Raw genomic sequence first — 17,584 nt, 5'->3', positions numbered from 1 at the left:
CTCAATTTCGTGTACAACCTAAAAAGAACTTTTAATGGCTGACCAGACTTTCCTTAACGAAATCAATAAGCGAAGAACATTCGCTATTATCTCTCACCCCGATGCCGGTAAGACCACCATTACTGAAAAGGTACTGCTGTTCGGCAACGCTTTGCAAAAAGCCGGTACGGTAAAAGGCAAAAAATCAGGCCAGCATGCTAAATCAGACTGGATGGAGATGGAAAAAGACCGTGGTATTTCCATCACCACCTCTGTGATGCAATTTCCTTATCGTGATGCCTTGGTGAACCTGCTCGATACCCCTGGTCACGAAGACTTCTCGGAAGATACTTATCGTACCTTGACCGCCGTTGATTCCTGTTTGATGGTGATCGATTCGGCTAAAGGTGTCGAGCAACGTACTATCAAATTAATGGAAGTGACGCGTCTACGTGATACACCAATTGTCACCTTTATGAACAAGCTCGACCGTGATATTCGAGATCCGATTGAGTTGATGGACGAAGTTGAAGATGTGCTTAATATTGCTTGTGCTCCTATCACTTGGCCTATAGGCGCGGGTAAAGAGTTTAAAGGGGTGTATCACCTGCTGCGTGATGAGGTGATTCTGTATCAAAATGGTATGGGACATACGATCCAAGACTCGCGCGTCATAAAAGGGTTAAATAATCCGGAGCTAGACCAAGCCATTGGCAGCTATGCGCAAGAGATCCGTGATGAGATGGAACTCGTGTTAGGCGCCTCTAATGAGTTTGATTTAGATGCCTTCCTAAAAGGTGAGCTGACTCCGGTTTTCTTTGGTACCGCATTGGGTAACTTTGGTGTTGACCATATACTTGACGGTATCGTGCAGTGGGCTCCGCGTCCTCAGCCTCGAGAAACTGATGTCAGAGTCATGGACCCTGAAGAGCCAAAGTTCAGTGGTTTTGTGTTTAAGATTCAAGCCAACATGGATCCGAAACATCGTGACCGTGTAGCCTTTATGCGTATCTGTACTGGACGTTACGAACAAGGCATGAAAATGCATCACGTGCGTATAGGTAAAGATGTCAACGTCAGTGATGCCTTGACCTTTATGGCTGGCGATCGTAATCGCGCTGAGGCGGCTTACCCTGGCGACATTATTGGCTTGCATAACCACGGTACTATCCGAATTGGTGATACCTTCACTCAAGGTGATAAGTTTCGCTATACCGGCATCCCTAACTTTGCCCCGGAAATGTTCCGCCGTATTCGCTTAAAAGATCCGTTAAAGCAGAAACAACTGTTAAAAGGCTTAGTGCAACTGTCTGAAGAGGGGGCTGTACAGGTGTTTAGACCCTTAGACACTAACGATTTAATCGTCGGCGCTGTCGGTGTGCTACAGTTCGAAGTGGTTGTACAGCGCTTAAAGAGCGAATACAAGGTGGAAGCCATTTACGAAGCGATCAGCGTAGCAACGGCGCGCTGGGTTTATTGTGACGATCACAAAAAGCTGGATGATTTTAAGCGTAAGTGTAGCAATAACTTAGCCCTCGATGGAGGTGATAACTTAACCTATATCGCACCCACTATGGTTAACCTCAACTTGTCGATGGAACGTTATCCAGACATTGAGTTTGCAAAAACACGCGAAAACTAAATGGCACTGAAGTGTGGCTCGATATGATTGAGCTTAGCACCATAGATAAAAAAGCAGATCCGTCTGCTTTTTTTTGTACCTAAATAGACTGGCTTTGCTAGCGGAATGTTAAATCGTTATTGAAACATGCTTGTAGCAAGAGAGGGGGTGTAAGTGAAATGTAAGTTTAGTCACCTTTATAGTGTTCACTGTTTTAACCGTAAATTAGAGCAGGAGGCTTAAGCTGATGGTTGATCATCTTATCTTCGATGCCAAAGCGCCCTCTATGTTCGTTATTGACAGCCATATCCATTTGGACTTTGAGCAGTTCGATGCAAAACGTGACGTGTTGATGTTACACATGCAGCAACAAGGTTTACAACATGCGGTGATCCCCGGCGTATCTGCGGCTCATTGGGCTAAACAATATGCCGTGGCACAGCAGTATGATTGCAGCTACGCCTTGGGTATTCATCCTTGGTATTGCAATCAACATTGGTCTACAGAAATAGCCCAACTTGAACAATTACTCATAAAAAATAAGCAAGACAAACGCTTAGTGGCGATTGGTGAATGTGGTCTCGATGGCGGATATCGTGACACATGGCATATGCAAATAGCTTGTTTCGAGGCGCAGTTAAGCTTGGCGCAGCGTTTTGACCTACCTGTGATAGTCCACAGTGTCAAAGCTCATAATGAAGTACTGCATTTACTTAAACGTTATCCATTAAAAAAAGCGGGAGTGATCCATGGCTTTTATGGCAGTACTCAATTGGCGCAGCAGTATCTTGATTGTGGTATGAAGCTTGGGATCGGTCATTTGTTATTAAATAAAACAGCCAAAAAATTGCGGGAGTCCATTGTCAATGTTCCCTTAGCTTCTTTAGTGATTGAAACGGATCTTGCACTTGCCTCACTGCAGGGAAATCCTGATGTTGCCGATAATATCAACGAATCGAACTTAATGTTGCATTTGCTGATCGAAGAAATTGCAAGATTACAGAAAAAATCTCGCGTTCTAGTTTCAGAACAAGTGTTTCAAAATACCATGCAACTCTTTGACCTCTAATTTGATTTTTAAAAAACAGATGTGGCTCGCATCAAATTTATCGCCTAACGTATTGAAATAAAACTTCAAAAATTTGATCAAAACGACGATTTTAGCTAATCGCTCGGGTATAATCTGGAGTTGAAAAAAGGTTGGTTAACAACATAATTAAAAATTATTAACAATAGGGTGATGGTTAATGGATATTTTAATGAGCTTGGTAGGGGTGGTCACCCTACTTGCAATAGGTTTTTTGTTATCGAATAACAAAAAAGCTATTAACTTCCGCACTGTGTTTGGCGCGCTTGCTATTCAGGCGTTCTTCGCAGGTTTCGTGTTATATGTTCCAGTCGGTAAAGATATTCTTCAAACAGTATCTAATGGCGTATCAAGCGTTATTAGTTACGCACAAGACGGTATTAGCTTCCTTTTCGGCGATTTAGCTAACTTCAAAGTTGGTTTTATTTTCGCGGTTAACGTGCTACCTGTTATCGTATTCTTCTCTTCACTTATCGCAGTACTTTACTACCTAGGCATCATGCAGTGGATCATCCGTATTATCGGTGGCGCGCTACAAAAAGCACTGGGTACTAGCCGTACTGAGTCTATGTCTGCGACAGCAAACATTTTCGTTGGTCAAACTGAAGCGCCACTAGTGGTTCGTCCGTTTATCGCGACGATGACTCAATCTGAGCTGTTTGCCATCATGGTTGGTGGTCTAGCCTCTATTGCGGGTTCGGTATTAGCCGGTTATGCGCAAATGGGTGTGCCTATTCAGTATCTTGTTGCTGCCTCTTTCATGGCGGCTCCAGGTGGTCTGTTAATGGCTAAGCTTATGCATCCAGAAACCGATAAAACGGTTAACGAAATGGATGAGCTTCCAGATGATCCAGATAAGCCAGCTAACGTGTTAGATGCTGCTGCTGCAGGTGCTTCATCGGGTATGCATTTAGCTCTAAACGTCGGTGCTATGCTACTTGCCTTCGTGGGGCTGATAGCCATGCTTAACGGCATCATTGGTGGTGTAACGGGTCTGTTTGGCTTAGAGGGGATTACCCTAGAGCTAATTTTAGGCTATGTGTTTATGCCACTTGCATTCCTTATCGGTGTACCTTGGAACGAGGCTTTAGTTGCTGGTTCTTTCATCGGTCAGAAGATTGTGGTTAACGAATTCGTTGCATACCTAAACTTCGCTCCATACCTAAAAGATGTCGCTGATGGCGGTTTATTAGTCGAAGCAACTAATGCTGTGATGACGGATAGAACTAAAGCTATCATCTCGTTCGCACTATGTGGCTTCGCTAACTTATCTTCAATCGCTATCTTACTTGGTGGTCTTGGTTCTATGGCGCCAAGCCGTCGTCACGACCTTGCTAAGCTAGGTTTCCGTGCGGTGATTGCTGGTTCACTAGCAAACTTGATGAGTGCAACGCTTGCGGGTCTATTCCTGGCGTTATAAATCTCAGGTAATTCCTTGGGGGGATGCCCCTGAATGATGACTCTGCCCGGCAGGGCAGAGTCAGCGTTAACTACACCATTTTTCACAACAAGCAAAACAGCGTTATTAATTAACATTGTACTAGCGAGTCATGTGTCTGTTGCTGCAGGCGGCAGATTTATGAGGGTGCTAAGCCAGCGAACTCAGGTCAGTCAGGTTGTAAATAGGGTCAATATTTAGCAACCATGACCAATCATTGTAGTTTGTTTTTATGTTAGGAAATTGTGTTCGCATTTTTACGTTAATTGTATTGTGATTTAATACCATTTGGGTAAAATGCGGCGCGAAACAAAAAGAAGCACTGACTCTTTAAGAGCAGTAAAACCATAAAATAATGGGGTTGATGATGAAAAACGTTAAAACTTTAGCTTTAGCTGCTACAGCCGTAGCTGCAATGTCAGGTACAGCGTTTGCTGCTGATCGCTCAGACCTACACGGTAGCGATTACAAGTGGATGCAGTTCAATGCGATGTACTCAATCGATGAGCATCCAATCGCTGATGGTTCAGATGCACAGCATGATTACCTTGAGATGGAATTCGGCGGACGTTCTGGCGTTGTTGATCTTTACGGTTACGTTGACGTATTCAACCTAGCTAACACCAGTTCAGGTGACAAAGTAGATAACGCAAGCAAAATCTTCATGAAGTTTGCTCCTCGTTTCTCTATTGATGCGATCACAGGCAAAGATCTGTCTTTCGGTCCTGTGCAAGAAATTTACTTCTCTACTCTATTTAACTGGGGCGGCGGTGGAATCACTGGTTCATACACTGCTTCTGATAAAGACTTTAATGAGTTTGCAGCATACACTAAAGGTGATGTGAACATGTCTTTCTGGGGTATTGGTGCTGATGTGATGGTTCCATGGTTGGGCAAAACGGGCATGAACCTGTACGCCACTTACGACATCAATAGCAAAGATTGGAACGGTTACCAGTTCTCTGCTAACTGGTTCAAGCCTTTCTACTTCTTCGAAAACAAGAGCTTCCTATCTTTCCAAGGTTATATTGATTGGCAGTTTGCTATGGACGAAGAGCTTAGCGGCTTCAATGACTATACTGGCGAATATAACAACTCTACCGATGGTGGTAATCTTTTCCTAGGCCTATACTGGCATTCAGACCGCTACGCTGTGGGTTATGGTGCTAAGTACTACAACAAAGTATATGGTCTAAATAACCAAGCATTCGCTAATGAATTCTGGGGCGGATTAGACACTACTGGTTGGGGTCACTACTTCAGCGCAACTTACAAGTTCTAAGAATAGAATAAGTAAGTATTTGGGGCCGCCAACGCGGCTCCAAATTATTATCTTGTAAAGGAGCGACATCTTACGAGATAGGTTAATTTTTACTTAAGCATGGACTATATTGATAGAGCTTGTTTAGATAAAGGTTAGTCGTTTTACGCGCTAAAATGGATTTTTCGCGGAAAGGCAGGAACACTACTCTACAGTGATAATAACTCGTTCCCCTTCCCGGTCTTCAAGGATTCAAGTCGTTACCTTGTTTCAGGATGGATCGCAACATAGTGTGCGGCAATGAACTCCTGAATGTGTAAAACATATGCCACCTCTGTGTAATGGGGATGGTCTTGTTTTATGCCAACGCTGAAGACCCGGCCATAACAATAATCACAATTGCCAACTCTTAGGCGCTGTCATACGTCGATCTCTTTTTATTATTTTCAATTAATAAATTACGTCTCGGAGAGCTATTATGAGCGATTTAAAAAAAGCAGCACAACAAGCCATTCAATTGATGGACTTGACCACGTTAAATGACGACGATACCGATCAAAAAGTGATTGAGCTTTGTCATAAAGCGCAGACCCCTGCAGGCAATACCGCCGCTATCTGTATCTATCCTCGCTTCATTCCTATTGCGCGCAAAACCCTCAATGATATGGGCTGTGAAGAGATTAAAATCGCCACAGTGACTAATTTCCCTCACGGCAACGATGACATTGCTATTGCGGTACTCGAAACCCGCGCGGCAGTGGCTTATGGCGCCGATGAAGTGGATGTAGTATTCCCTTACCGCGCGTTAATGGAAGGCAACGAAACCATAGGTTTTGAACTTGTTAAAGCCTGTAAAGAAGAGTGCGGTGACGATGTCTTACTAAAAGTCATTATCGAATCGGGTGTGTTGCAAGATCCAGCATTAATTCGCCGTGCATCAGAGCTGTCTATCGACGCTGGCGCTGACTTTATCAAGACCTCAACAGGTAAAGTTGCAGTGAATGCCACCTTAGAAGCGGCAGAAATCATGATGACAGTGATCAGCGAAAAGAACCCTAAAGTGGGCTTTAAGCCTGCCGGTGGTGTGCGTGATGCCGCTGCCGCTGCCGAGTTCTTAGGCCTTGCTGCCCGCATACTCGGTGATGATTGGGTCAGCCCTGAGACATTCCGCTTTGGTGCATCTAGCCTACTCACTAACTTGCTACATACTTTAGAGTTAGGCGATGCCCCTAAAGGGCCGCAAGGTTACTAAAACTTTAAGCTAAGGCTTAATCAGTTTAGTGAGTTAGCGTTTAAATTAAGTGTGATCTAAATCTAATTGAAGACGCCATTTCAGCCAGTGTTTTACCTTATCTGTAGACTGGCATGGCGTCTTATAAAAGAGCTTGTCGTTATAACATAACGTAACGACAAACTTGGAGGCAGCACCATGTTTTTAGCACAAGAAATTATTCGTAAAAAACGTAATGGCGAAGCATTAACCACCGCAGAAATCCAGTTTTTCGTTAAAGGGATCACTGATAATAGTGTGTCAGAGGGGCAGATCGCGGCTCTAGGCATGGCGGTTTATTTTAATGACATGAATATGGATGAGCGTATAGCCCTCACTACGGCGATGCGTGACTCTGGTACCGTGCTCAATTGGGATAGCTTAGGGCTAAATGGCCCGATTATTGATAAACACAGTACCGGCGGTGTCGGTGATGTGATAAGCCTCATGCTTGGCCCCATGGCCGCCGCGTGTGGTGGTTATGTGCCGATGATATCGGGCCGAGGACTTGGTCACACCGGTGGCACGCTAGATAAGTTTGATGCAATTCCGGGTTACCAAACTGAACCCGACAGTCAGCTGTTTCGTCAGGTGGTTAAAGACGTTGGCGTTGCCATTATTGGTCAAACGGGTGACTTAGTCCCTGCCGATAAGCGCTTTTATTCTATTCGTGATAATACCGCCACGGTTGAATCTATCTCGCTTATCACCGCTTCTATCTTGTCGAAAAAATTGGCCTGCAGCCTTGATGCACTCGCGATGGATGTCAAAGTGGGCAGCGGCGCTTTCATGCCGACCTACGAAGCATCTGAAGAATTAGCGCGCTCTATCACTGCCGTTGCCAACGGCGCAGGGACAAAGACCACTGCATTACTAACCGACATGAACCAAGTCTTGGCGTCTTGTGCGGGTAATGCTGTTGAGGTGAAAGAGGCGGTTGATTTCTTAACCGGTGCCTATCGTAATCCCCGTCTATATGCTGTCACTATGGGACTGTGCGCCGAGATGTTGCAACTCGGTGGCCTTGCAGCCAGTGAAGCCCAAGCGCGTGACATGCTTAATCGCGTGCTAGATAACGGCAAAGCCGCCGAAATTTTTGGCCGGATGATCTCAGGTCTTGGTGGCCCAAGCGACTTTATCGAAAATTACGCTAACTATCTGCCACAATCAGCCATTATTCGCCCTGTGTATGCTAACCGCAGCGGATTTGCTGCGGCAATGGACACTCGCGAACTGGGTTTAGCGGTAGTGACCTTAGGTGGTGGGCGGCGTAAACCAGGGGATAAACTTGATTACAGTGTCGGGTTAACCCAAGTGTGTGCATTAGGTGATGAGATCACGGCCGATAAACCCCTCGCCATGATCCATGCACAATCGGAAGATGCATTTGATGCCGCGGCGCAGGCCGTACAAAATGCGATTCATATTGGCGATAGCGCGCCAGAAAAAACACCAGAGATCTATCGTTACATTCGTCAATCTGATCTCTAGGAGAGTAAACGATGAAAAGAACAGTAATTATGATGCTTGACTCATTCGGCGTCGGTGCAGCATCAGATGCACAAGCGTTTGGTGATGTGGGCTCAGACACCTTTGGTAATATCGCTAAAGCGTGCGCCGAAGGTAAAGCCAACGATGGTCGCGAAGGGCCATTAAAGTTGCCAAACCTTGCTAAACTGGGTTTAGCGTTAGCGGCTAAAGAGAGCACGGGCAACATGCCACAAGGTTTCAGCGATGACGTTGAGATCATTGGGGCTTATGGCCATGCCGATGAATTAAGTTCGGGTAAAGATACTCCCAGTGGCCATTGGGAAATGGCGGGCGTGCCTGTGCTTTATGAGTGGGGCTACTTCAGCGATCTAACCAACTCTTTTCCGCAAGAGCTGACTGATAAAATTTTGGCAAGAGCAGGTCTGAGCGATTATTTAGGTAATTGTCACGCTTCTGGCACCGCAATTTTAGAAGAGCTGGGTGAAGAGCATATGCGTTCAGGTATGCCCATTTTTTACACCTCAGCCGACTCGGTATTTCAAATTGCCTGCCATGAAGAGACCTTTGGTCTCGAAAAACTGTATGAGCTGTGTATTATCGCCCGTGAAGAACTTGAGCCATATAATATTGGCCGTGTTATTGCGCGCCCCTTTGTTGGCTCAGGCCCTAGTGATTTTGCTCGCACCGGTAATCGTCGTGATTACGCGGTTGAGCCGCCAGCAAAAACCGTACTGGATAAATTGAAAGAGTCAGGCGGCGAAGTGGTCAGTGTCGGTAAGATTGCCGATATCTATGCTCACTGTGGCATTACTCAAAAAGTGAAAGCGACTGGGTTAGAAGCCCTATTCGATGCGACACTTGAGCAAGTTAAGCTGGCGGGCGATCGGACTCTAGTCTTTACCAACTTTGTTGATTTTGACTCTCATTATGGTCATCGCCGCGATATTGCTGGCTACGCTCGTGCACTGGAGTATTTTGACAGCCGTTTACCTGAAATATTGGCATTGCTAGATGCTGATGATTTATTGCTGCTGACCGCCGATCATGGTTGTGATCCGACTTGGCCTGGCAGTGATCACACTCGTGAGCGCGTACCGGTATTAGCTTATGGCGCCGGGTTGGCCGCAGGCTCGCTTGGACTGCGTAACAGTTTTGCCGATATTGGCCAGAGTATCGCAAGTTACTTTGAGCTTGAACCGATGGAATATGGCACATCATTTGTAGGTTAATCTACCTGTAAATGGTCTAGAATTATTGATTTGGCGGAGCTGATTTTCCGCCAGTACTAGAAAGACTTAAGTCTAAAAAAATAGGGGTTAAATAGATGGCTACACCACATATTAATGCAGTAGACGGTGCATTTGCAGATACCGTGTTATTCCCAGGCGATCCACTACGTGCTAAATACATTGCTGAAACTTTCCTTGAGAATGTTGAGCAAGTAACTGACGTGCGTAACATGCTAGGGTTCACTGGTACTTACAAAGGCGTGCGTATTTCAGTGATGGGTTCTGGCATGGGTATTCCTTCATGCTCAATCTATGCCACTGAATTAATTAAAGATTACGGTGTTAAAAACCTAATCCGTGTTGGTACCTGTGGCGCGATCAGCACCGACGTTAAAGTGCGTGATGTGATCATCGGTATGGGTGCTTGTACTGACTCGCAAACTAACCGTCTGCGTTTCAAAAACCAAGACTTCGCTGCAATTTGTGATTACAGCCTATTGAGCGCTGTGGTTAAAGCTGCCGATGCTCGTGGTACCAAGTACCGCGTTGGTAACGTGTTCTCTGCTGATTTATTCTATACGCCAGATCCAGAAATGTTTGACGTAATGGAAAAAATGGACGTACTAGGTGTCGAAATGGAAGCCGCTGGTCTATATGGCGTTGCTAAAGAGTTCGGTGCTAAGGCGTTATGTGTGGTTACCGTATCAGATCATATCCGTACCGGTGAGAAAACCTCTTCAGATGAGCGTCAAACCACTTTTAACGAAATGATTGAAATGACATTGGAAGCTGCAATTACTCTGTAATTGGCTTACCCATTATTTTAAAACGGGCCTTAGGGCCCGTTTTTTGTGGCCCATATAAAAGCAACTGTGTAATTGATGGGCTGATATCTATTTTCTGTACCCATATTGTTTTCATATCAGCATATTAACGGATTGACTTAGTTTGACTCTATCTAGGCATGATTGCTTGTCATATCGTTAATCTGACTTTAATCAAGCTGAGGGGACTTTAATCGGATTTGCTTGCCGGTGTTTTATCCTTATCTGGCATAGACTCTTTGGCTGAATCAGTGGCAGGTCCAGCTAACGATTTAGTGTTTGACTGTGCTTCTGCCTGCTCTACCGTCAGAGCGGCAACCAGTTTCTTATCTAGCTTGCTTTTACGCTTTAAGCGATCAAATTGAGCTCGCTTAAACGAAAGCGCCCGTGATAACAACATGCCAATCAGCCCAGCGATGATTAACATCATCTGTTGCTGCTCCATATTGAGCTGATGCGCCTCTTTAATTTCGTTAAAAAACAGTTCAGGCACTAATCGTACTTCTACATAGCCTAAATTTTTATCCCCCTGTAGCACAGCTTCAACGTAAGGTGGGTAGTCGGCTAACAAGGCCTTTAACTCTTCGGCGTCGGGATCTAAATCCTGCTTGGTGACGCTTTGGGCAAATGAGAGCCGCTGGCCTTGTTCACTATAAATTGCAGCAGACATGACTTTAGGATCCAATACTAATGCACTGGTTAACCACTGAAGTTGTTCATCATTTTGTAATTGTAATGCAGGTCCAGCGCCATAAGCAGTTTGCTGTACTAGTAATCGCGCCATCTTTTGCGTTTGGGACTTTAGAAGCTGCTGACCTTGTAGTAGGCTTGTTTCCCATAATTGAAATAGGCCCACCATAAGCGCCAGCGCAATGCCAATTTGCAGTAACCGCGATAGCCGCTGGGTTTTTTTGAGTCCTTTAATAAAAAACACTGTGTACCTGAAGATGATAAGGGTTTGATTAATCATAATTGATTATGGTTAAACCCGATAGCCGGAGATGCGATACCAATGGAAAGTCAGCACCAAAATTCACTGTTTTCGTGGCTATATGAAGAGACCAGCGATCAGTTTGAATATCAAGGCAAACGGTTTGTCCGCCATAGCGAGGCTGAAGTCCCTGATGATACTCATCGAGTTCGTTTGGTTTATGACGCCGTAGCCCTTGAGGCGCAGCTCACCGATAACCTTATGGAGCTGACTTCACTCGTCAGTATGGCGACGATCCTGCGTCCGTTAGGGCTTTGGTGTGTTGAGCTGGGTTTAAACTCGCCCTTAACTGAATTGCAGCGTGCTCTCTTATCCGCCTTGCCTAAGCTTGAGGTGATTGAGATGCCTGAGCAGCCAGTTAGATTAGATCTCCCCGGTTTATTGGTGATGGACATGGATTCCACCGCCATTGAAATCGAATGTATCGATGAGCTGGCCAAGATGGCGGGGGTCGGTGCGGCGGTGGCAGAGGTGACCGAGCGAGCCATGTTGGGCGAGCTTGATTTCGAGCAAAGCTTACGCGCTCGCGTCAGCCAGCTCGCCGGAGCCGATGCCAGCATTATAGATAAGTTATGCACGGCGCTGCCTCTGATGCCCGGTCTTGAAGCCATGATTACCCTGTTGCAAGCGCGCCAATGGCGTTTGGTGTTAGCCTCTGGGGGCTTTACCCCCTTTGTTGGCCACCTGAAAGACTTACTTGCGTTAGATGCCGCTTACGCTAATGAGTTGGTCATTGAGTCTGGTACCCTTAAAGGTGAGGTGCGCGGCACGGTAGTCGATGCTCAGTTTAAGGCCGATACAGTAGTGCGCTGCGCCGAGGAGTGGGGTATCACTGTAGGTCAGCGCTGCGCCATTGGTGACGGTGCCAACGACATTCCTATGGTGCAAATGGCCGACTTTGGCATCGCATTTCATGCCAAACCTAAATTACGTCTTGCCGCCGATGCCGCTATAGCGCATTTAGATTTGCGTGTTTTACCCTATATGTTGCTCGATCTTAGCGAGTAATAGTGAATAAGACCGGGGCGCTGCGACTGAGTATCGTCCCTATCATTCCTCCAACATGCTGATAAACGCTGGAATTGTTGGTTAGCGCTCACATTATTTATTGCAAGCTCACCGTTTTAATCAGAGATTTATTGACTGATCTATAAGTTGATTTTTTTAAACAGGTGTTTACTTATCGAGTCCCCGCAGTATTGTGACCCTTAATGCTCTTGTTTTATATCTTATTTGTCAGTAGTTTAGTTTAAATTTATTTTTAGTTGATGCCATTTTGAAACTTATACAGCAATCACTTTATATTCCCTATCGTCAAGGTCAATTACACCTTAGGCAGCTTAAACGAGCCGATGCCGATATGCGTAAGCCACCCATATTGATGCTCCATGGCGCTATGTCGAATGGACGGGTGTTCTACAGCGATAGCGGCAAAGGATTAGGGGGGTATTTAGCTCAAGCTGGGTTTGTGGTGTATGTGCTGGACACTTTGGGCAGAGGCTTAAGTACACCCAAGCTCGCCGCAGGTGCTAACCATGGTCAAGGTGAGGTGATCCGTGAACAGTTACCCTTAGTGCAGCATTATATTTTGTCTCAGCATCCAGATGCGGGCAAAGTGCATTGGTGTGGTCATTCGTGGGGCGGAGTATTAATGGCTAGCGCGATTGCCCGTTTCGATTTTTTTCAGCACAGTGTGGCCTCATTACTCACTTTTGGTAGTAAGCGTGCTATCAAAGTTCGCTCATTTAAGAAGTGGTTGATGGTCGATGTGGCGTGGAATACCCTTGCACCTGCCATCGCTAAAGGCCATGGGTATCTGGCCGCGGATCGTTGGCGCATGGGGATGGATAACGAGAGTAAGGCGTCGCTAGCACAAAGTATCGATTGGGTGCAAGGTGAGTGGATAGATCATGATGATGGCTTTAATTATGCGAGAGCGGCTAAGCAGTTAGGGTCTTGCAAAGGTTGGCCAAAAGCCTGGTTTATTGCTGGTTTGGGCGATGCAGTATTGGGCAATCCTGCCGATGTGCAGCGGATGATCGCCGAATGTCACTGTCATGATGTTAACTATACTTTGTTATCTAAAGCCAACGGCTATCGGCATGATTATGGCCATGCTGACATGCTCACCCACAAAGATGCCCGCGGTGATCACTTTTTGCAGGTGCTGAGCTGGTATCAGCGTGCCAATGGCGTTGATAAGCCTTGTCGTTAAGGCATTCTAGGCTATGAGTGTTTTAAGGGGCGAGTCAGCTCATGATAGTGGTTAGGGTAGCGTAGTAACACTTCGGCGGTAATATCGAGAAACTCACCGACGCCGATGATCCGCCACATCAATTGTTCTATCTGCGTGGCCTTGTGATGTGCGTGCACGCTAATGTGTTCCAGTTCGCGCTTAATGTAAGTTAGATCTGGTTTTGCTGTCGCGCCTCGATAGATCCGCAGTGCCATAAACTTACCTAAGTTATGGCTTTGGCGGATAAAATGAATTTGAGCCGTCTCATCGCCTATCTCAGCGGCAGTAACGCACTTGAGCTTTATTCGCCCCTGCGATTGTCTTGACACTTGCACGAATACTTCAAAAAAATCCAAGCCATCTTGGGGCTTCATTTGGCGTAAGGGATCGATTAAATCACGTTTAAGACGGCCGTTATCCAGTAAGCTGGCCAGATCATATTGCAGCGATTGTTGCGTGGTGGCGGCAAACAAATCGGCAATTTCATTAGTATGTTTACTTACACCAAGCACATTTAGCATGGCTGATTTTTGAGTTTTTTCGATAAAATAAGGCACCGACGCTAATTTGCGCATGAGTAAGTTTTTTAACCCGTCGGATAACTCTTTCATGTCACCATTGGCTTCAGTTAACTTTTTAAGTTTATCGCGATTGGTTTCGATTAATCGGTTTAAAAAGGCAACGCCGACATGTTGAGTGTGACCGATTATGGCCGCTAAATGCAGAGTGATGCCATTTTTACGGGTACGAATTAATCGGTATGGTAGTTGTGACAAATTGGCTTTACCTGCCAGAGGTTGTAACTTGGGAAAGCTTAATAGCAAGGGTTCACTGCTATCAAAGTCGGTGGGATCATTTAAGTTAACCTGTAAGCCTTTACCCGAAATGTCTAAGGTAAAGCCGGATACCGATAGTTGACCTTGGGTAATGGCGACCTGAGTTTTAAACGAAAACCGCGCTTCATTGCGCCTTTCGGTAAATTGTAGCGATAAGAGCTTAATCTGGTTTTCGGTGATTTTCTGTTGGCCAAAGGGCTTGAGTTGATTGACTTCTCGTCCCTGAGGTTGCCACTGACGGTAACGTGCTAGCATCTTTTCATTGGTTAAATCGATCAGCTGTAACACATGGCTAAAACGCTTAAGTTGTGCCTCAGTTAGCGCTGAATAATGGCTGCTATCACCAGGTAAAATACTCGATTTATAAGAAGTTTGATGATCGACTTCGTGACTGACGATCTTAAAAATACGCCAACTGGATTTGCTCGCGCCAAAGTGAATAAATAGCCCCAGTAGATCTTGCTCTAGCAGCTCAGCTAAAGTAGCTGAGTAAAAAAAGATATTGCCTTGAGTTTGAAAGGTAAAGCAAAAAAACAGTGCATGAGCTTCATTATCGGGCTGAGCAATCAAAGCATTAAGCCGTGATGGTGTCAGCATACCCGACAGCTGGCTAATCTCTTTTTCATCGATAAAGAAGTGATGTAAGCGCTGGTTGTCACGACTGAGTAATTTATGGGTGACTCTATATTGCCCGCAGTGGCGCTCAACATATAAGGGTAGGTGTGGTAAATGCGGTAAGTAGTGTCGCTCAAACCCAAGCCCATTGGCGGCCACCCAAATATCGTTGATATCGACCTTGTAGCGAAATTTATAGCTGTGGATCAGCTTGCTGAGCATCTCGGAAAGGGCATCGCTACCACTGATACGCTTAAGGCGTAACCAACTGTATTCGTGATTACTCTCGACATCGACCACTTGATAGTCAACCCCTTGCTGTAAATCTTGAAAATAGTACTCGTCACTGAGTTCTAATAGTTTTACTCGCAGTGGTTTATCTGTATTGAGCCCATGATCTAGCGGTAATCGGATCCGGGCGCCACCCACGGAGAGATCCACAGTAATGCCGCTTAACTCGCTTAAGGGCGCTTGAATGACCCCGATGCGCATAGAGTAGTTCATGCGCTCTTCGCTGCGGCTAAAATAACTGCCTAATACTGCTCCAGTAGCAATATAAGGGGTTAATACCACCTCTTTCTCGACTCTATGACGAGATTTTTGGCGTCTTAATTTGTGTGCGCTCATTACCTGCTCATAGACGCCAAGGGTATAATGGCCCTGATACAGAGCTAGCGCTTGGATAAAATTGTTTTTGGCTGGGGTGTCGATATAGTGGCTCTGTTCGCCGCAGATAAACAGCTCACAGGGTAATTCTGACTTGTCTCTTAAATCGATGATGCGGGTGCATAATGAGGCTAATCGTTTGAGTTCCATCTTGAGTAAGAAACGCGTAGAGTTCGACTCTTGCGCGGTCAAATTATCGAACAGCTCATTGAAATTAGCTTCCATGAGTAAAGGTTTTAATTGTTCGATTAATGCGTTGTGTTGCTCAAAACTCATCGGCGGTATCTTTTTAGAGTACGAAATGATTCAGTGACGGCTAATATGGTATCGGCAATTAGTCGAAAAACTTGATAGTCTTCTGTTTATTAACAACAAAACTTTTGGCGCGAGCACTGATGATTATTGAAACAGTGTAAGGCATTAGGGTCGGCCAGTGCGACCGATTTATATCGAAATACGACATTAGAATTGATTATGGCTAAGAATAAAACAGCGTATGTGTGTAACGAGTGTGGGCAAGACTTTCCCCGTTGGCAGGGGCAATGCAGTGCCTGCCAAGAGTGGAATACCATTACCGAGGTGCGATTAGCTCCAAGTAAATCGGCTAAAACGTCGGTATCGGGTTACGCCGGTGCGGTGGGCGGTGGCTCGAAAAAACTCAGTGAAGTGGAGGAGTTTGAAGCCAAAAAAATGCTCACCGGCATCGGAGAACTTGACCGAGTGTTATGTGGCGGCCTAACCACGGGCTCAGTGAATATCATTTCAGGCGATCCTGGTGCGGGTAAAACCACCATATTGTCCGATCTGGTGTCACGTATGTCGCAGTTTATGCCGTCACTCTACTGCACAGCAGAAGAGTCGCTGTCGCAGTTTAAAAACCGGGTTAATCGTCTCAAGTTAAACTGCAATGAAGATAACTTATACCTGATGGCTGAAACCAGTGTTGAGTCGATTATTGCCGAGCTTGAGGCCAAGCAAGTAAAGTTTGCGGTGATCGACTCTATTCAGGCGGTGGTGACCGACTTAGCCAATGGCAGTCCAGGCTCGCCCTCGCAAGTCAAAAGTAGTGCTCAGGCGCTGACACAGTATTGTAAGCAAAATAACGTCACCATGTTTTTGGTGGCACATGTGAATAAAAACAATGAAACGGCAGGGCCGCAAACCCTGATCCACATTGTCGACTGTCTAACCCATTTAGAGTGCAATGATGGGCAGGTACGTACCCTCAGGGCCAATAAAAACCGTTTTGGTGATGTCGATACCGTGGGTATTTTTAAGATGACCGAGCGCGGTATGATAAGCGTGGATAATCCCAGCGAAATCTTTCTGTCGGGCTCCACGACCGACTCGCCGGGCGCTGCCATTACCTGTATCCGCAAGGGTAATCGTAACTTGTTGTTAGAGATACAATGTTTAACGACAGAAACAGAGGGCGAATTCCCCCAGCGGGTGTGTGTCGGTTTGAATATGAACCGCATTAAGATGCTCACCGGCATATTGCGTAAGCATACTCGCACTAAGATTTTTCATGATACCTACTTTAATCTCGTCGGCGGATTAAAAATCGATGAGTCAGAAACCTGTATCGATTTAGCGCTGGTAGCCGCCTTGCTGAGCAGCTTAAATGATTTTGTGGTGCCCAGAACCACCTGCATCATGGGTGAGTTGAGCCTCAATGGCGATGTTCGTCCCATTGACAGTGGTGTTCCACGGGTGAAAGAGGCGGTGCAACATGGGTTTACCGAGATCTATATTCCGTTTCGAAATTACCATAAGTCGATGGAAGGTTTAGGAGCTAAGATCCACCCGATAAAAACCATTCATGAATTGCTTGAGTTGATTAACTAGTGGTTTATCACATAACTGCTTATATCAATTGATTTGCAGATTATCCTAGGCAAAGAGGGGGCGAGTCGCTTAAGTGATTGCGCGTGACATCAAAGTGATGCGCAGTTACCGGATAAGCTAGTCCTAATTGAAACTGAGCTCGATAACTGGGCTGAGCTCGCAAGAGGGTGAATTCCAGCAGTGTAGTGACGT

At 45.7% G+C, this 17,584-nt stretch carries 13 protein-coding genes; 11 read left to right on the top strand and 2 right to left on the bottom strand.

The features are described 5' to 3' along the window. The first annotated feature begins 34 nt into the window (after positions 1 to 34). The 8 genes from prfC to deoD all read left to right on the top strand — a co-directional run bounded on the left by prfC (position 35) and on the right by deoD (position 10,182). Entirely contained in the window at positions 35 to 1,621 is a 1,587-nt protein-coding gene (gene prfC / locus AC5YBZ_RS12415; RefSeq protein ID WP_475514531.1) for a peptide chain release factor 3, read from the top strand. A 226-nt stretch (positions 1,622 to 1,847) separates the two neighbouring features. Next, positions 1,848 to 2,669: a TatD family hydrolase gene (locus AC5YBZ_RS12410; RefSeq protein ID WP_494521206.1), complete on the top strand. Its 822-nt coding sequence runs from the start codon at positions 1,848 to 1,850 to the stop codon at positions 2,667 to 2,669. Positions 2,670 to 2,847: 178 nt separating this feature from the next. Beyond that, positions 2,848 to 4,107, top strand: coding sequence for a NupC/NupG family nucleoside CNT transporter (locus AC5YBZ_RS12405; protein WP_494521207.1), 1,260 nt, complete (start codon positions 2,848 to 2,850; stop codon positions 4,105 to 4,107). A 385-nt stretch (positions 4,108 to 4,492) separates the two neighbouring features. Next, positions 4,493 to 5,407 (top strand): nucleoside-specific channel-forming Tsx family protein, encoded by a 915-nt coding sequence (locus tag AC5YBZ_RS12400; protein ID WP_494521208.1) that lies wholly within the window; start codon positions 4,493 to 4,495, stop codon positions 5,405 to 5,407. 457 nt (positions 5,408 to 5,864) lie between these two features. Then, a complete protein-coding gene (gene deoC / locus AC5YBZ_RS12395) occupies positions 5,865 to 6,638 on the top strand; it encodes a deoxyribose-phosphate aldolase (protein WP_494521209.1) in 774 nt (257 codons plus the stop codon). A 177-nt stretch (positions 6,639 to 6,815) separates the two neighbouring features. Further along, positions 6,816 to 8,147, top strand: coding sequence for a thymidine phosphorylase (gene deoA / locus AC5YBZ_RS12390; protein ID WP_494521210.1), 1,332 nt, complete (start codon positions 6,816 to 6,818; stop codon positions 8,145 to 8,147). An 11-nt stretch (positions 8,148 to 8,158) separates the two neighbouring features. Beyond that, positions 8,159 to 9,376, top strand: a complete 1,218-nt coding sequence (locus AC5YBZ_RS12385) for a phosphopentomutase (RefSeq protein ID WP_494521211.1) — start codon at positions 8,159 to 8,161, stop codon at positions 9,374 to 9,376. Between the two features lie 95 nt (positions 9,377 to 9,471). Further along, positions 9,472 to 10,182 carry a purine-nucleoside phosphorylase gene (gene deoD / locus AC5YBZ_RS12380; protein ID WP_494521212.1) on the top strand — a complete coding sequence of 237 codons (711 nt, stop codon included), beginning with the start codon at positions 9,472 to 9,474 and terminating at the stop codon, positions 10,180 to 10,182. Positions 10,183 to 10,390: 208 nt separating this feature from the next. On the opposite strand, the gene AC5YBZ_RS12375 is transcribed toward deoD, so the two are convergent. Beyond that, a complete protein-coding gene (locus AC5YBZ_RS12375) occupies positions 10,391 to 11,134 on the bottom strand; it encodes a YtjB family periplasmic protein (RefSeq protein ID WP_494521213.1) in 744 nt (247 codons plus the stop codon). A gap of 78 nt (positions 11,135 to 11,212) precedes the next feature. On the opposite strand from AC5YBZ_RS12375, the gene serB reads away from it, so the two are divergent. Together serB and AC5YBZ_RS12365 are read left to right on the top strand one after the other, a co-directional pair. Beyond that, on the top strand, positions 11,213 to 12,199 hold the full coding sequence (serB, locus tag AC5YBZ_RS12370) for a phosphoserine phosphatase SerB (RefSeq protein ID WP_494542968.1): 987 nt from the start codon (positions 11,213 to 11,215) through the stop codon (positions 12,197 to 12,199). Between the two features lie 268 nt (positions 12,200 to 12,467). Further along, complete coding sequence (locus tag AC5YBZ_RS12365) at positions 12,468 to 13,406, top strand: alpha/beta fold hydrolase (protein WP_494523775.1); 939 nt, start codon at positions 12,468 to 12,470, stop codon at positions 13,404 to 13,406. An 11-nt stretch (positions 13,407 to 13,417) separates the two neighbouring features. Here AC5YBZ_RS12365 and AC5YBZ_RS12360 read toward each other — a convergent pair whose 3' ends face one another. After that, complete coding sequence (locus tag AC5YBZ_RS12360) at positions 13,418 to 15,820, bottom strand: PilZ domain-containing protein (RefSeq protein WP_494521216.1); 2,403 nt, start codon at positions 15,818 to 15,820, stop codon at positions 13,418 to 13,420. Between the two features lie 198 nt (positions 15,821 to 16,018). On the opposite strand from AC5YBZ_RS12360, the gene radA reads away from it, so the two are divergent. Next, positions 16,019 to 17,392 carry a DNA repair protein RadA gene (radA, locus tag AC5YBZ_RS12355; RefSeq protein WP_494521217.1) on the top strand — a complete coding sequence of 458 codons (1,374 nt, stop codon included), beginning with the start codon at positions 16,019 to 16,021 and terminating at the stop codon, positions 17,390 to 17,392. Positions 17,393 to 17,584 lie beyond the last annotated feature (192 nt).

The organism is Shewanella sp. 553, assembly GCF_059338375.1.
The sequence above is the reverse complement of the archived record's forward strand: the minus strand, read 5'-3'. Positions and strand labels throughout refer to the sequence as shown.